This is a genomic window from Streptomyces sp. NPDC005262 (assembly GCF_042872425.1).
Classification (GTDB): Bacteria; Actinomycetota; Actinomycetes; order Streptomycetales; family Streptomycetaceae; genus Streptomyces.
In genome coordinates this window covers 1-14,212 of the sequence record NZ_JBIAKK010000012.1, presented here as the reverse complement: position 1 = coordinate 14,212, position 14,212 = coordinate 1, and the positions used below count along the sequence as shown (strand labels likewise).

Annotated in this window: 15 protein-coding genes; 12 read left to right on the top strand and 3 right to left on the bottom strand. The window is 68.6% G+C overall.

What is annotated here, in order from left to right:
* The first annotated feature begins 176 nt into the window (after positions 1–176).
* Positions 177–755 (top strand): DUF4328 domain-containing protein, encoded by a 579-nt coding sequence (locus ACFYP5_RS26170; protein WP_389040469.1) that lies wholly within the window; start codon positions 177–179, stop codon positions 753–755.
* Positions 756–1,101: 346 nt separating this feature from the next.
* Here ACFYP5_RS26170 and ACFYP5_RS26165 read toward each other — a convergent pair whose 3' ends face one another.
* The gene (locus ACFYP5_RS26165; RefSeq protein WP_389040466.1) at positions 1,102–1,785 is read right to left on the bottom strand and encodes an LPXTG cell wall anchor domain-containing protein; all 684 of its coding nucleotides are present in this window, start codon (positions 1,783–1,785) and stop codon (positions 1,102–1,104) included.
* Positions 1,786–2,009: 224 nt separating this feature from the next.
* Positions 2,010–2,471, bottom strand: coding sequence for an ATP-binding protein (locus tag ACFYP5_RS26160; RefSeq protein WP_389040463.1), 462 nt, complete (start codon positions 2,469–2,471; stop codon positions 2,010–2,012).
* A gap of 213 nt (positions 2,472–2,684) precedes the next feature.
* On the opposite strand from ACFYP5_RS26160, the gene ACFYP5_RS26155 reads away from it, so the two are divergent.
* The 10 genes from ACFYP5_RS26155 to ACFYP5_RS26110 all read left to right on the top strand — a co-directional run bounded on the left by ACFYP5_RS26155 (position 2,685) and on the right by ACFYP5_RS26110 (position 12,544).
* The gene (locus ACFYP5_RS26155) at positions 2,685–3,536 is read left to right on the top strand and encodes a Scr1 family TA system antitoxin-like transcriptional regulator (protein ID WP_389040460.1); all 852 of its coding nucleotides are present in this window, start codon (positions 2,685–2,687) and stop codon (positions 3,534–3,536) included.
* 11 nt (positions 3,537–3,547) lie between these two features.
* On the top strand, positions 3,548–3,736 hold the full coding sequence (locus ACFYP5_RS26150; RefSeq protein ID WP_389040458.1) for a DUF397 domain-containing protein: 189 nt from the start codon (positions 3,548–3,550) through the stop codon (positions 3,734–3,736).
* Complete coding sequence (locus tag ACFYP5_RS26145; RefSeq protein WP_389040455.1) at positions 3,729–3,980, top strand: DUF397 domain-containing protein; 252 nt, start codon at positions 3,729–3,731, stop codon at positions 3,978–3,980. The genes ACFYP5_RS26150 and ACFYP5_RS26145 overlap by 8 nt, the downstream gene beginning before the upstream one ends.
* Before the next feature lie 292 nt (positions 3,981–4,272).
* Positions 4,273–4,929, top strand: coding sequence for a DUF402 domain-containing protein (locus ACFYP5_RS26140; protein ID WP_389040452.1), 657 nt, complete (start codon positions 4,273–4,275; stop codon positions 4,927–4,929).
* 303 nt (positions 4,930–5,232) lie between these two features.
* On the top strand, positions 5,233–5,547 hold the full coding sequence (locus ACFYP5_RS26135; protein ID WP_030924923.1) for a hypothetical protein: 315 nt from the start codon (positions 5,233–5,235) through the stop codon (positions 5,545–5,547).
* Between the two features lie 191 nt (positions 5,548–5,738).
* Positions 5,739–6,629 carry a hypothetical protein gene (locus tag ACFYP5_RS26130; protein WP_389040449.1) on the top strand — a complete coding sequence of 297 codons (891 nt, stop codon included), beginning with the start codon at positions 5,739–5,741 and terminating at the stop codon, positions 6,627–6,629.
* A gap of 52 nt (positions 6,630–6,681) precedes the next feature.
* Positions 6,682–7,995: a hypothetical protein gene (locus tag ACFYP5_RS26125; protein WP_389040893.1), complete on the top strand. Its 1,314-nt coding sequence runs from the start codon at positions 6,682–6,684 to the stop codon at positions 7,993–7,995.
* Positions 7,992–9,542, top strand: a complete 1,551-nt coding sequence (locus ACFYP5_RS26120) for an SCO6880 family protein (protein WP_389040446.1) — start codon at positions 7,992–7,994, stop codon at positions 9,540–9,542. The genes ACFYP5_RS26125 and ACFYP5_RS26120 overlap by 4 nt, the downstream gene beginning before the upstream one ends.
* Before the next feature lie 19 nt (positions 9,543–9,561).
* Positions 9,562–10,980, top strand: a complete 1,419-nt coding sequence (locus tag ACFYP5_RS26115; protein ID WP_389040443.1) for an ATP-binding protein — start codon at positions 9,562–9,564, stop codon at positions 10,978–10,980.
* Position 10,981: 1 nt separating this feature from the next.
* Positions 10,982–12,544, top strand: coding sequence for a type VI secretion protein (locus ACFYP5_RS26110; RefSeq protein WP_389040441.1), 1,563 nt, complete (start codon positions 10,982–10,984; stop codon positions 12,542–12,544).
* A gap of 104 nt (positions 12,545–12,648) precedes the next feature.
* Here the strand turns inward: ACFYP5_RS26110 and ACFYP5_RS26105 are convergent, their stop codons facing one another.
* Entirely contained in the window at positions 12,649–13,209 is a 561-nt protein-coding gene (locus ACFYP5_RS26105; RefSeq protein ID WP_389040438.1) for a GNAT family N-acetyltransferase, read from the bottom strand.
* 92 nt (positions 13,210–13,301) lie between these two features.
* On the opposite strand from ACFYP5_RS26105, the gene ACFYP5_RS26100 reads away from it, so the two are divergent.
* Positions 13,302–14,120, top strand: a complete 819-nt coding sequence (locus ACFYP5_RS26100; RefSeq protein WP_389040891.1) for a GNAT family N-acetyltransferase — start codon at positions 13,302–13,304, stop codon at positions 14,118–14,120.
* Positions 14,121–14,212 lie beyond the last annotated feature (92 nt).

Here is a 14,212-nt window from a genome sequence, read left to right as displayed (position 1 = left end):
CGGGGGCAGTACGCGCGCAGCGGCCCATGGCCCGCTGCCGCGGGAAACCCGAAGAGCCGGCGGCGCGCCCCACGAACCCTGATATCGGCGCCCTGCCCGAACCGCGGGCACGGCCACCGCACCCGTACCCGTACCACCGAAATCCGGCCGACCCCGATGGTCTACATTCACCGGCCATGACACCTTCCGATGCCGCCCCCCGCAGCCCTCAGTCGCTCGGGCGGGCTGCTCAGATCCTCATAGGGCTGTACGCCCTGCTCGACCCCACGCGGCCGAAGCTCTTCGATGCGACCGACCACGGGCTCTTCTACTCCCGCTACGTGTCGGCATCCTTCCTCGTGGGGCTCGCCACGATCGTCACCTTCCTGCTCTGGTTCCGCCGGTGCCGGTACAACGCCCAGGCACTGTCGGTCGGCCCGTTCGCCCACACACCGGGCTGGGCGGTGGGCGCCTGGTTCACGCCGGTACTGATGTGGTGGCGGCCTCGTCGTACAGCACTCGACATCCACCGGGCCGTCGGCCACGACCCCGCTCCGGGCACCACCGTCACGCTCATCAACGCCTGGTGGGCGGCGTGGATCGCGCACATGGCGGGAGCCTTGACGGCCACCTCCGAGAGCTACGCCGACTCCGTCGTTCTCTCGGTGGTGAACCAGGCTCTGTACCTGACCGCCGCGGTGTTCGTCATCCTGGTCATCCAGCGGATCACCGTCGCGCAGGCGAGGGCCGTCGCCACATACGCACCTATGGCCTAGCGCCGTGCAGCGGGTACTCGTCCGGCTTCTACTCGCACTCCCTACAGCGGCTTTCCGCCGTGCCCAGCCCCCAGCACATCGGGTACGCACCCCGGTGACATGGTTCAGACGCTGCCCACGCCCGCGAGCATCGACGGGGCATGCACACCTGCCTGGCACGGCGGTCTGCACGCACGAATCGGCCGGCACGGCCGTCCTGCTGGGCGGATCCACCTCCGGCCCTGATCGTCGGAAGCGGGCCGGACGAGCACCAGGACCTGATCTACGCGCGGCCGTCAGACTTCGCCTCGCCGGTCCGGCCACGCACTGCGGTGCCCCCGCACTCGTAGCCGGGGGCACCGACGCGTCACTGCTGCTGTGCCCTGCGGCGGCGGAACACCAGATAGCCACCGGCCGCGACGAGCGCGGCAGACGCCGCGGACAGCAAACCGACGGGCGCACCGTTACCGGTCTCCGCGAGGTCGCCGCCACCCTGCGCGGACGGTGACGACGACGGGGAGGAACCCGCAGCCGGGGACGTCGAGGCGGTGCCCGTGGGGGCAGACGACGTGGGACTCGCGGTCGCTTGCGCCGGACCGGACGGGGTGGCGGACACTGATGGTCCGCCGCCCGGCTGGACGTCGTCCTCGCAGTCGGTCCAGAAGACCTTGTGCTTGGCGCGGCCGTGCTCGCCGTCGAAGTTCCAGAACAGCTTGTAGTGGCCGTCGGGCAGGGAAAGGTCCTGCGTACGGCCGTGCCCGTCGCCGTCGAGCGTCAAGGATCCGGACTTCACGGTCTCGCCCTTGACGTCGGCGGTCGGGGCCCAGGCCTCGATGTGCCAGTCGACCTGCTGGCTGCCGTCGAACTTGAAGGCATCGAGATAGAAGGTGCACACGTGGGGCTCGTTCTTGAGGAGCTCCTCACCGGTCGTGGCATCGTGGATCTTCACGGTGCCGTTGTCGCCGGGGGCGGTGGCGTGAGCGGAAGGGGCGAGCAGCAGGGCGGCGGCCACGGTGGCCGTGAGCGTGCTGGCGGAAACAAGCGGGCGCATGGGCAGTCCAACGGTGAAAGAGGAGGGTTGCCGTGGGGGGCGGCTCAGCATCCTGCGGCCTCAGTAGACCGTCAAGGACCTTCAAATCACTTTTGTCACATAGAGAATCGCCCACACCATTAGTCCCGCGTAACGATTGGCCACGGGGATCCCCGACCTTTGACGCTCCGCATGGTCGCCGCTCCTCCCTCCCTGCGCCGCCCAGGCCTCCGACCGACACAGCCCTACCGGGAATCGTGAAGCGGGTCAGCGTCCGGCTTCAACGCACACTCCACCCAGAGCAGCTTCCCGCCCTGACCCGGCAGACCGCCGCTCATCGGGTACGCACCCCAGCTGTCCGCCCAGAGGGTCACGAGGTAGAGCCCGCGCCCACGTTCGGCGAGTTCCGCCGGGGCCTCCGCACTCCATTCGAACGGTGCCGGGATGTGCGGGTCGGTGTCCCAGACGCTCAGCCTGATCCGATGCCGCCCGGCATCGCGCAGACGTAGGGAGTACGGCCCCTCGGAGTGCAGGTACGCGTTGGTGACCAGCTCGCTCACCAGAAGTTCGGCGGTTTCGGTGAGCTCACTCATGCCGTGCACGCGCAGGACGGTACGGAGGGTGGTGCGGGCCACGCCGGGAGCACGGGGATCCTGTGGGAGTTGGAGGGTGTACGACCAGGGCGGCGTTACGGTGGCCGGAACCATGGAAGTCTCCGATCGCGGAGGGAAGTTGGATCGTGCGTTTCTGGTTGCCCGGTGACGAGGCCGCTCCGTCGAGCGGGGTACTTCCGGGCGGGTGGCCTGGATCAGAGATTAGGGTTCCGCAAGGATTCTTTGCACCCGTTGACCGGAATCCTTGAAGGGATCCACTCGTGTGAGTGACAGACCAACTCGGTAGCTTCCTGAGGAGAGTTCGAGATGGCAGGCAGGACCGCCCCTACCGCGCGCCGCACCCGGCTCGGCACCGAGCTGCGCAAACTGCGCGAGCGGGCCGGGATGACCACCACGCAGGCAGCAGATCTCCTCGGCACCGGTTCCGGGCAGTTGAGCAACATCGAGGTGGCGCGATTCGGGGTGAGCGCCGACCGCGTACGCGTCATGGCCCACACCTACTCGTGCACGGATCCAGCGCTGATCGAAGCTCTGGTCGCCATGACTGGTGACCGCAGGCGTGGCTGGTGGGAGGAGTACCGGGACATCCTGCCGCCCAAACTCCTCGACCTCGCCGAGATCGAGCACCACGGCACCAGCCTCCACGCGGCGCACAGCATCCACATCCCTGGGCTGTTGCAGACTGTCGATCACGCCCGGGAGATCTACCGGCAGGCCGTGCCCGAGATGTCACCGCCTGAGATCGAGCACCGCGTCTCGTACCGCATCAAACGCCAGGCGGTGTTGTACGGGCAGGACGCCGCCCCTTATCACGCGATCATTCATGAAGCTGCGCTCCGCATGCGGTTCGGGGGCCCAGGTGTGGCCCGCGCCCAGCTTCAGCACTTGCTGAAGGCGAGCGAACAGACCCACGTGACCATGCGCGTGATCCCGTTCGAAGCCACGTACTACCCGGGCTCGGGTCAGTCGCTGTACTACGTACGCGGACCGGTGCCCGCGCTCGATACCGCCCAGCTCGACCAGTCCCACGGTCCGGTGTTCATCGACTCCGAGGCCCAGCTGTCGCAGTACCGCCTCCTGCTCGATCGGCTCGACGCGGCTGCGCTGAGCCCCGAGCAGTCGCGGGAACTTGTCCACAACATCGCCCAGGACCTGTGAAAGGAACAGAGATGGCCACATCCACCTGGCAGAGGTCGTCCTATTGCGCGCAAGGCGAGGCCTGCATACACGTCGCCGCCCACGACGGCACGATCAACGTCATGGAGAGCGGCGACCCCAAGGGCGCGATACTCCACACCACCCCCACCGCCTGGGCCGCCCTCATCCGGACCGTCAAGGACACCGCCCACCATGGCTGACCGGGCGGTCCCCGTCGAACTCACCTGGGTCCGCGCCGCTCCCGAAGGCGAAGAGGGCTCCGGCCCCTGGATCGAGCTCGCCTTCGACCCCGACGGGCTCGTCCACCTTCGAGAGACCAGCGACCCGACCAACATCGTCACGACCACCCGGACGAAATGGGAGGCCTTCGCCAAGGGCGTCATGGCCGGCGAGTTCGACCACTTCGCCGAACTCGACAACCAGAGCCCGGCCACGCCGTCCTGACCTATGGGCGCCGGGCTGTCGGTCCGCATGAGCCGGCGCGCGGACCGACAGTCCGGGTGGCAGCGCGCCCGGATCCGGATCACCGGGTACCGGCGGAACCGGACGTTCCTTCTCCTGACGGCGATGCGCCACTCACCGGCTGCTTCCCCGGAACGGTTTCGGGACTGCTCTCCGTACGTCCGACCAGCGCATATTCACTACGCAACGAAGCCGTCCGCGCATTGAACTCGCTGCTGTCCGGGCACAACAGAGCACATCACCACCGTCAGGCCTCGGCAGCAAGGACTGATCCATGAGCCGTCTCGCGCACTCGATCAACATCACGGAAGACGTACCGGGCCGGATTCTGCACTGGAACTTCTTCATCGGCGGCCACTTGAGCGCCTCGGTACCCGTACGCCTCGTCGAGCGCACGGACGAGGGCCAACTGGTGTGGATGGAGACAGGCGCGCCCATGTGGCGCACGGAGCTCCCGGGAGGTGCGCATCTTCGCGACATCGCCCCGGACGACCGACCCGCCGCCGGATACCCGGTGGTACCCGGCCGCTGGCCGATGGGCAGCGCCCTGTTCTATCAGCCCACCGGCGCCGCGCATTCCGTGCTCTGGCTCTTCGGCCGCAGGGGGAAGTTCCGTGGTTGGTACGTGAATCTGGAGCGCCGCGTCCACCACGGCGACGACATCGACATCACCGACCACGAGCTCGACATCAATGTGGCACCGGACCGGTCCTGGCAGTGGAAGGACGAGGAGTCCTTCGCCGAGAAGACCGGCCACCCGGTCTACTGGTCGGCCGATGAAGCGGCAGCCATCCGCGCCGAGGGAACGAGAGTCGCACGGCTCGCCGAGGCCGGATCCTTTCCCTTCGACGGATCCTGGTGCGACTTCCGGCCGCCGAGGACCTGGACGACACCGCCCCGCCCGCCGGGACCCCGCCGCCCCATTCTCTGACCGCCCCTCAACCCGCCTGCCCTGATGCGTGCAGTAGCGGGAGGGGAGCGGACGTCGGCCAGGGTGGCGAGATGCCGATCGTTGCCCGCGGTCACGCTCCGTGATACACAGAGTAACCATATATATGTGGCCACGCACCGATTCGATCCGCAGGTCAGGGCGGTCGGACCGGTCAAACGTGCGAGATCCCATGAAAGAGAGCCGCCAAGTCGTCGTACCAGGACGGTTTCATCAGCGAAGATAGAGAGTGACCCGTGCCATGTGGCAAGGGCAGTGAACTACCCAACAGGGGCGGTGACTTACATGGTCCTGGCAGCTGACACTGATAAGGGCGGTATCAGCACCATCATCAACGGCATCGCACCCAAGTGGGGGCCGTTCGGAGCCCTGGGCGACGAAGCCAAGGTGATGATCGAGGTCGTCATGGCCGTTGCCATCCTGCTCTGCTTCGGCATCGCCATCTGGGGAGCGGCCAAGCAGCGCATCGGCGCGACGGCGTTGCGCGACACGTTCAGCGCAGAACAGGGCAAGGGTCTGATCGTTGCCGGTTTGACCGGTGTGTTCATCATCGGATCGCTGGGGACCCTGTTCACCATCGTCTACGGCATGGCCATCTAACCGCCCGCCAGCCTGGCCGGACGCGCCGTCCCCGCCGCCCCGGTCCCGCTCCCCCACCACCCGTCCGTCGTGCCCACCGACAGAGGTTGCGTCTCCCTGATGTCGAGTCACCACACCGCGCCCACGCAGGAACCAGCCCGGCTACCGTCGTACCACGCGGAATCGCACATGGTTGAGGGGGCCTACGCGGCATGAGTCTCGGCGACGACGGCTACGGCGGCGATTCGCGCTCGGGCCGTACAGACGATGGATACAGCACCCTCGGCGGGACGCGCCAGACCCGTACCCGATTCGCCGACGGCACAAGCGGCGACGGCTACGGCGGCAGCCGCCGCCCGGCCCGCAACTCGCGGTCCCTGACCATGGTGGTCGGCGTGGTCGTTCTACTCGTCGCGGCTATCGCGTTCGCGAACCTGGGCGGCGGCGGCGACGACAACGGCTCCTCGGACGGGAGCGGCGGCGGCAAAGCGGGGGCAGCACCCACCGCGGCGACGGGCACGAAGCCGGTGACGGGCACGAAGCCGGTGACGGGGAAGAACGGCACGATCGCGTCGGGGTTCGCGCACGATGAGCAGGGGGCGCAGAGCGCAGCGGCGAACTACTCGGTGGCGCTCGTGTCCGCCGACATCCTCAAGCCCGTCCAGCGCGCCGCGATCGTGCGGCAGGTCTTCGTCGCAAGCAGAGTCGACGAGCTCGAAGCCAAGTTCGATGAGGCGTACAACAAGAACTTCCTCGACAAGGTCGGCCTCGACGAGGACGGCAATGCCGCCGCGGGCATGACCTACGTGTCGCGGACCGCTCCTGTCGGAACCAAAGTGACCCACTCCTCGGCCAACTCCACCACTGTGGAGGTGTGGTGCACCGGGGTCTTCGGTACAGCCGGTGTCAGCTCGACCAACCCGGTCAGCAACGACTGGTTCACCATGACGCTGAAGCTCCAGTGGGAAGCCAACGACTGGAAGGTCGACAGCTTCTCCCAGAAGGAGGGCCCGGCACCAGTCAACACCGACCGTACGGCCTCCAACGCCGACGAGATCGCCAAGGCTGTCGAGGAGTACGGAGGGTTCACCTATGCCCGCTAGTCCACACCACCTAGTCAAAATCGGTGCGGTCCTGGCCAGCATCCAGGCCACGATGGTGATCCTGGCGACCCGCGTGGCCGCTGCACCTTCACCGTCGCCCACACCGTCGGGCTCACCTTCCAAGGACAACTGCAGCCTCATCGTCGGCCCTGCCAGGGACTACTGCGAAAACGGCGACGCCGGCAGCCCCAAAACCGTCTCCCCCGACGACGCCACCAACGCCCTCGACCCCCTGTCCTCCCTCGCTCGCGGCTGCGCCGACGCCGCGGCCTGGATCGTCGGCAAGCTCAGCGAGGCAGTAAAGGGCACCGCGAACGTCGACTTCACGAACCCCAAGTTCCTGCAGCAGTACGCGGTCATCTTCGCCGCCTCCACCGTGCTCACCCTCGTCCTCTGGCTGCTCGCCGTCGCCAAGCGCGCCATCCGCGGCGTTCCGGTGGCCACCGCGATCTCCGAGGCGGTCGGTTTCCTCTGGCTGACCGTGCTCGCGTCCGCGTTCACGCCGCTCATCCTCTACACGGTCGTCTCGGCGACCGACGGGGTCACCGACGTCATCGCGTCCTCCTCCGGCGGGCAGACCGATGTCTTCTTCGGGGCGTTCGCCGAGGCGCTGAGCAAGGGCTCCGACATCGGCGGCGGGCCGATCATGCTGATCGTCGTCTCGCTCGTGTCGATCCTCGCCGCGGGTGTGCTCTGGCTGGAGCTCGTGATCCGGGCGGCCCTGCTGTACGTCGGTGCGCTCCTCGGCGTCGTCGTCTATTCGGGTCTCGTCGACAAGAACATGTGGGGCCACGTCCGTCGCTGGGCAGGCATCATGATCGCGGTGATCATGGTGAAGCCCGTCATCGTCATCGTGCTCGGACTGGCCGGCGCGCTCTCCTCCGACGGCGGGCCGAACGCGTTCTCCGCCGTCGTCTCCGGCCTCGCCATCATCCTGCTCGCAATCTTCGCCTCGGCGATGATCTATCGCTTCGTCCCCGGCTTCGGCGACGAGATCCAGGGCGCCCGTACCAACCGTAAGCAGGCCACCGACGGCGCCCAGGCCGCCGCCCTGATCAGCTCCCCCGCCGCTCTCGTCTCACAGGGCATCAAGACCCACAGCAGCCGCAGCGGCGGGGACAACGGGGGGCAGGGCGGCGGCAACAGCGGTGGCAGGCCCGCCAACCCGGTCAGCGGCGGGGTGGCCGCACACAGCTCCCGTAACAGCGGCGGGGGCGGGGTCGGCGGCGGATCCGTCCCCTCCGCCGCACCTCCGCCCCGCAGCGGATCGGGTCCCACCTCGGGCACCCCGCACAGCAGCCGCGCCACCCGTGGCGGCGGTACAGGCAACTCAGGTAACAACCGCACAGGAGGTGGAGGGCGTTGACGACCCAGTCCCATCCGGTCACGCCTCGCCGCACGTATCTCATCGGCCGGGCCCGGCCGAACGCGATCGTCGGCAAGAACCGCGAGACCGGCGAGATCGCGCTGATCATCGCCGGCGCGTTCCTCGGCATGATGAGCGGGCTGATCGTCCCCGTCCTGTCCCTGCGGATCGTGCTCCTCACCGGCTTCCCGCTGATGGCGCTGGCCATGGTGTACGTGCCGTACAAGCACCGCACCTTCTACAAATGGTTCGAGATCAACCGCAGCTTCAAGCGGTCCCTGCGCCGCGGCACCACGTACCGTTCCGCCGCGATGGAAGCCGGCGTACGGACCGACGGCCGCGAGATCGAGATCGGGCCGCCCCCCGGCATCGGCCGGATCAACTGGCTGGCCGCGCCCTTCGGCCCGGACGAGATCGCCGTACTGCTGCACGCCGACCGTCGCACCGTCACCGCGGCGATCGAGATCGAGGGACCAGGCGTCGGCCTGCGGGACAGCGAGGACCAGGAAGCGCTGGTCGACCGCTTCGGCACGCTGCTGAAGCATGTGGCCAACGGCGACGGTTTCGTGACCCGCATCCAGATGCTGGCCCGCACCCTCCCCGCCGACCCAGACGCACATGCCAAGGACGTCGCCCAGCGCGGCGACAAGGCGGCCCCGGGCTGGCTGCAGGAGTCGTACGACCAGCTGCAGTCGATGGTCTCCACCTCCAGCGAACAGCACCGTGCCTACCTCGTCGCCTGCATGCACTTCAACCGCGAACTGGCCGCCGAGGCGAACGCCATGGCCCGCGCCGCCCGCCCCCAGGCCGGCCGCAAGCTCGACCGGGACGCGGGCCTCGCCGTCGTCATGGCGCGCGAACTGACCGACATCTGCGCCCGCCTCGCCGAGGCGGACATCCGGGTACGCCAGCCGCTCGGCCAGAGCCGGCTCGCCTCGCTCGTGCACTCGATGTACGACCCGGACCACCCCATCGACCACATCCAGGCGATGACGAAGCGCAACGCCTGGCCCGCCGAGCTGGACGCGGTCGAGCCGACGTTCCTGCAGGCCAAGACCCGCGAGTCGACGACCCGCGCGCCCTGGTGCCACGCCACGGCATGGGTGAAGGAGTGGCCGATGACGCCCGTCGGCGTCAACTTCCTGGCCCCTCTCCTCGTCCACACGCCGGACGTCATCCGTACCGTCGCGGTCTGCATGGACCTCGAACCCACCGAGGTCGCCATCGAGCGGATGCTCACGGAGAAGACGAACGACGAGGCCGAGGCGAGCCGCCAGGCCAAGATGAACCGGACCGTCGACCCGCGCGACATCGCCGCGCACGGCAGGCTGGACCAGCGGGGTGAAGATCTCGCGAGCGGCGCGGCCGGGGTGAACCTCGTGGGGTACATCACCGTGTCGTCGCGATCACCCGAAGCCCTCGCCCGCGACAAGCGGACGATCCGGGCCTCGGCCGGCAAGTCGTACCTGAAGCTGGAGTGGTGCGACCGCGAGCATCACCGCGCCTTTGTGAACACGCTGCCGTTCGCCACCGGCATCCGTCGCTAACCGAGAGGGCAGTCACGCCATGCGAGATCCTCTGTCCGCGTTGTCGGATGCCTTCACCTCCTTCCTCTTCGGGAAGGTGGAGACGACCAGGCTGCCCGTACGAACCTCGACCGGGCAGGCCCAGGCCGTCTACCTGCCCACCGCGGCCCCCGGCCTCGGCGACTCAGGCGTGATCATCGGCCGCGAGGTGTACTCCGGCAAGGGCTACATCTACGACCCCTTCCAGCTGTACGGACAGCAGCTCCCCGCCCCGCACTGGCTGGTGCTCGGGGAGTCCGGAAACGGCAAGTCCGCGCTGGAGAAGACGTACGTGCTCCGCCAGCTCAGGTTCCGCGACCGCCAGGTCGTCGTCCTCGACGCGCAGGGGGAGGACGGCGTCGGTGAGTGGAACCTCATCGCCCAGGAGCTCGGCCTCACCCCCATCCGGCTCGACCCGACCTCGGCCATGAACGGCGGCATCCGGCTCAACCCGCTCGACCCCTCGATCACCACGACCGGCCAGCTCGCCCTGCTCCGCACGATCATCGAAGTCGCGATGGGCCACGGCCTCGACGAGCGCTCCGGCTTCGCGCTGAAGGTCGCGCACGCCTACGTCAACCAGACGATCACCGACCGGCAGCCGGTGCTCACCGACATCGTCGAGCAACTGCGCCACCCGGAGCCCGAGTCCGCCGAGGCGATGAACGTCGACATAGACGACGTACGGGCCTGGGGCCTCGACGTCGCCCTTGTCCTGGACCGGCTGGTCGACGGTGACCTGCGTGGCATGTTCGACGGCCCGACCTCGGCCGGCATCGACCTGGACGCTCCACTGATCGTCTTCGACCTGTCGCACATCGACCGGAACTCGATCGCCATGCCGATCCTGATGGCGATCGTCGGCGTATGGCTGGAACACACCTGGATCAGGCCCGACCGGAAGAAACGCATCTTCCTGGTCGAGGAGGCCTGGCACATCATCAACTCTCCCTTCGTCGCCCAGCTCTTCCAGCGCCTGCTGAAGTTCGGCCGACGACTGGGCCTGTCGTTCGTCGCCGTGGTCCACCACCTCAGCGACGTGGTCGACGGGGCCGCGGCACGCGAGGCGGCGGCGATCCTGAAGATGGCCTCGACCCGGACGATCTACGCGCAGAAAGCCGACGAGGCCAGAGCGACCGGTCGCGTACTCGGCCTGCCCCGCTGGGCGGTCGAGATCATTCCCACCCTCACCCCCGGCATCGCGGTATGGGACGTCAACGGCAATGTACAGGTCGTCAAACACCTGATCACCGAGGCGGAACGCCCCCTCGTCTACACCGACCGCGCCATGACCGAGTCCTCGGCCGCAGATCTCCTGCCGGAGGACGTACGAGCCGCGGAGCTGGAGGCGGAGCAGCGCGCGGCACGCATCGAGCACCAGCAACGACTGAACGAGTCGTCCGAGTCAACGGTGGCATGACATGGCGGGACGCACAGAACAGCAGGCCGGATCGAGCACCGGCGGTGTCCCGGACGGTCTGCTGGTCGGCCTGCTGGGCTTCCTGCTCGGGCTGACGATCCTCGTCTGGACGGCCACCGGCCTGTCCGGACTGTTCACGCACGGCGCCTGGCCGAAGGGCGTCACCTTCACCGAGACCCCACTGGCCATGCGCCGGCTGGCGGCGTCCCCGCACGACATGACCGCCGCCTGGCCCGGCACACCGGCGGGCGAGCTCTCCGGATACGGGCTGTTCTGGGGCCTGTTCATCGGCGAGCTCATGGTGCTGATGGTGCTGACAGTGTTCGTGATGGGCGTGGTGACCCGCTGGCGAGTGGTGCGGGCACGTCGTCGGGAAGAGAGCCGCCAGGAACGTCATGACGAGCGTTACGCGGAGCACCATCAGCAAGCAGAGCCCGCCGCGGTGGAAGCTGTGGAAGCAGCTGTCGCTGCGACACCGTCGCCTGCTCCTGCTCCTGTGCCTGCTCCTGCTCCTGTGCCTGCCCCCGCGCCTGTCCCTGAGCCGGCCCTCGCGACCACGGCCACAGCGACAACAGAAGCGCCCGCCGAGGCCGACGTGCGGACAGAGCTCCTCCCCCTCGCACCGGTCGTCCCCTCCCCGCGCACACCCCTCGTCGTCTACGGCCCGGCCGCCACCCGTCGCCCCACCGTCGTGCAGGCGATCCGGGAGGCCGACGGCCCGGCCCTCGTCGTCACGTCCGACCCCACCGTCTGGGCGGAGACGAAGGACGCCCGCGCCAAGCTCGGCCCGGTCCTCGTCTACGACCCGGGTCACCTCTGCGACACCCCGGCCCGGCTCCACTGGTCTCCCACCGCCGGGTGCGAAGCACCGGACACGGCCGCCGCCCGCGCCATCGCCCTCCTCGCCCCGGTCCGGCCTCAGGCTCGCATCGACGCGATGACGGCCGAGACCGCGGAGACCCTCCTCCAGTGCTGGCTGCACGCCGCCGCCATAGACGGTCGGCCGTTCCGCCAGGTGCACCGCTGGGCTCTCGGTGGCAACGCCCATGAACCGGTACGGCTCCTCCGCACCCACACCAAGGCCGCCTCCGGACTCGCCGGCCTGCTGGAGTCCGCGCTCACCGGCCATCCCGAACGCCGGGAGATGGCACAGGAACTGACGGTACGGGCGTTCGCCGCACTCTCCTCGGTCCACATCCGCGAGGCCTGCACACCGAACCGAACCGATTCGCTCGCGCTGGAATCTTTTGCCGGCGAAGGGGGCACTCTTTATGTGGTAGGTGAATCCATCGAGGATCCTCGCTCCGGACCGGGTGCGATGCCCCTGCTCACCGCCCTCGCCTCACACGTGGTCGAGCACGGCCGCCGCATGGCCGCACGGTCAACCGACGGTCGGCTCGACCCACCAATGACGCTCGTCCTCGACGACGTCGCGGCTGTGGCGCCCCTTCCCCAGCTCCCGGAGCTGCTCTCGACGAACCAGGACCAGGCCCTGCCGACGCTGGTCCTGCTCCGCTCACAGGAACAGGCCCGAGCACGCTGGACGTCTCCGCTCCAGCCGTGACTCGGTGGCTGGAGCAGCAGCCAGGAACGGGACTTCCGGCAGCAGCCCCCGGAACCGGCCGAACCCGGTCCGGGGCGACGGCGTGCCGACCGGTACTGAAGACGTCAGACGGGGCGGACGATCTCGTACTCCAGCTCCCGCGCCGTCGGATCGCCCGGTACGGCGAGGGTCTCCCCGCTCGGTGCGAAACCGAACCGACGGTAGAAGGCAGCGGCCCGCGGATTGCTCTCGTGCACATACAGCCGCACCCGCTCGATCCGCGGCGCACCCAGTGACCACGCCCATTCGACCCCGGCCCGGAACAACTGCTCGGCCAACCCGCTGCCACGCGCCTCCGGCCTCACGAACACACCGACCACATGAGCCTGGTGGACCGTGGCCGGTTCACCGAACCGCAGATCGTCGTCCGGACGCTCGACAAGCACGGTGATCGACCCCGCCCAGCTCCCGTCGGGTGCCTCGGCGATGAACTGACGCACGTCGTCGCCACCGTCCTCAGCCGCACGGGCCGTGCGGCCCTGCCAGAACTCGTCGGGCTGGGCCACGGCCTGCTCGTACGTCTCCAGAAATGCCACAGGTGCCACCGGATCCTGCAGAGCGGCGAGCCGGAGCTCCTTGCCGAGCTCCCATTCCTCGGCGCGTACGGGCCGAATCACATAGTCCATGCATCGATCCTGTCCCGCCCCATGCCCCCCGGCAATCGAATTCCTTCCCGGCCCCCTCACCTCAGCTCGTACCGTCTACTCCCGTGACAGACATGGATGGCAAGACAACGGACGAGGTGGCCGGCCTGCTCGCGGCCTATGACGAGCAGATGCGGGGCGTGTCGGCCAACCCTCCGGCGGGGGTCGGTTACGAGCAGGACGGTCCACTGACCCGGACCGTCGGCCGGTTCCGCGGCTTCATCAGCGCCCCGCGCGACATACGGGTACACGGCGCCGAACTCGACGCGCTGATCGCCCGTCAACGTGACCGATTCGCCGCCCGTGGAGAGGCGGTCGAGTGGAAGGTACGCGGCCACGACCTGCCGTCCGACCTCACCGACCGCCTGCGCGCCGCGGGCTTCACAGCGGAGGCGGAGGAGACCGTCCTCGTCGGCCGAGCCGAGGACATGGCGTCACCGCCCGTGCTCCCGGACGGCGTCGTACTCCGCCAGGTCACCGAGCGCGCGGACATGCACCGCATCGCGGCACTGGAATCGACCATCTGGGGCCAGGACCTGAGCGTGATCGGTGACGACCTGGCGGGACGCGTCGCTGCCGCCCCGGACGACCTCGTCGTCCTGGTCGCCGAGGCGGGCGGCGAAGTCGTCTCCGCGGCCTGGCTGGTCTTCCGTGCAGGCACCGAATTCGCCGGCCTGTGGGGCGGCTCGACGCTCTCCGCGTGGCGTGGACGCGGCATCTATCGCGCCCTGGTCGCCGCCCGCGCCCGAATCGCAGCAGCTCGCGGAGTCCGCTATCTGCAAGTGGACGCGTCCAGCGACAGCGCACCGATCCTGCGCCGACTCGGCTTCCACGCGGTGACCACCACGACCCCTTATGTATGGTCGCCGACGCAGGAAACGGATGGCTCGTAAACGCAGAAAAGCCCCGCACCAGAGGTGCGGGGCTTTCCCGGAATAATTGTTCGGCGGCGTCCTACTCTCCCACAGGGTCCCCCCTGCAGTAC

Excerpts from the sequence above, each read along its gene's own strand:
- ACFYP5_RS26170 (WP_389040469.1), top strand. The coding sequence starts at position 177 with ATGACACCTTCCGATGCCGCCCCCCGCAGCCCTCAGTCGCTCGGGCGG.
- ACFYP5_RS26165 (WP_389040466.1), bottom strand. The coding sequence starts at position 1,785 with ATGCGCCCGCTTGTTTCCGCCAGCACGCTCACGGCCACCGTGGCCGCC.
- ACFYP5_RS26160 (WP_389040463.1), bottom strand. The coding sequence starts at position 2,471 with ATGGTTCCGGCCACCGTAACGCCGCCCTGGTCGTACACCCTCCAACTC.
- ACFYP5_RS26155 (WP_389040460.1), top strand. The coding sequence starts at position 2,685 with ATGGCAGGCAGGACCGCCCCTACCGCGCGCCGCACCCGGCTCGGCACC.
- ACFYP5_RS26150 (WP_389040458.1), top strand. The coding sequence starts at position 3,548 with ATGGCCACATCCACCTGGCAGAGGTCGTCCTATTGCGCGCAAGGCGAG.
- ACFYP5_RS26145 (WP_389040455.1), top strand. The coding sequence starts at position 3,729 with ATGGCTGACCGGGCGGTCCCCGTCGAACTCACCTGGGTCCGCGCCGCT.
- ACFYP5_RS26140 (WP_389040452.1), top strand. The coding sequence starts at position 4,273 with ATGAGCCGTCTCGCGCACTCGATCAACATCACGGAAGACGTACCGGGC.
- ACFYP5_RS26135 (WP_030924923.1), top strand. The coding sequence starts at position 5,233 with ATGGTCCTGGCAGCTGACACTGATAAGGGCGGTATCAGCACCATCATC.
- ACFYP5_RS26130 (WP_389040449.1), top strand. The coding sequence starts at position 5,739 with ATGAGTCTCGGCGACGACGGCTACGGCGGCGATTCGCGCTCGGGCCGT.
- ACFYP5_RS26125 (WP_389040893.1), top strand. The coding sequence starts at position 6,682 with ATGGTGATCCTGGCGACCCGCGTGGCCGCTGCACCTTCACCGTCGCCC.
- ACFYP5_RS26115 (WP_389040443.1), top strand. The coding sequence starts at position 9,562 with ATGCGAGATCCTCTGTCCGCGTTGTCGGATGCCTTCACCTCCTTCCTC.
- ACFYP5_RS26110 (WP_389040441.1), top strand. The coding sequence starts at position 10,982 with ATGGCGGGACGCACAGAACAGCAGGCCGGATCGAGCACCGGCGGTGTC.
- ACFYP5_RS26105 (WP_389040438.1), bottom strand. The coding sequence starts at position 13,209 with ATGGACTATGTGATTCGGCCCGTACGCGCCGAGGAATGGGAGCTCGGC.
- ACFYP5_RS26100 (WP_389040891.1), top strand. The coding sequence starts at position 13,302 with ATGGATGGCAAGACAACGGACGAGGTGGCCGGCCTGCTCGCGGCCTAT.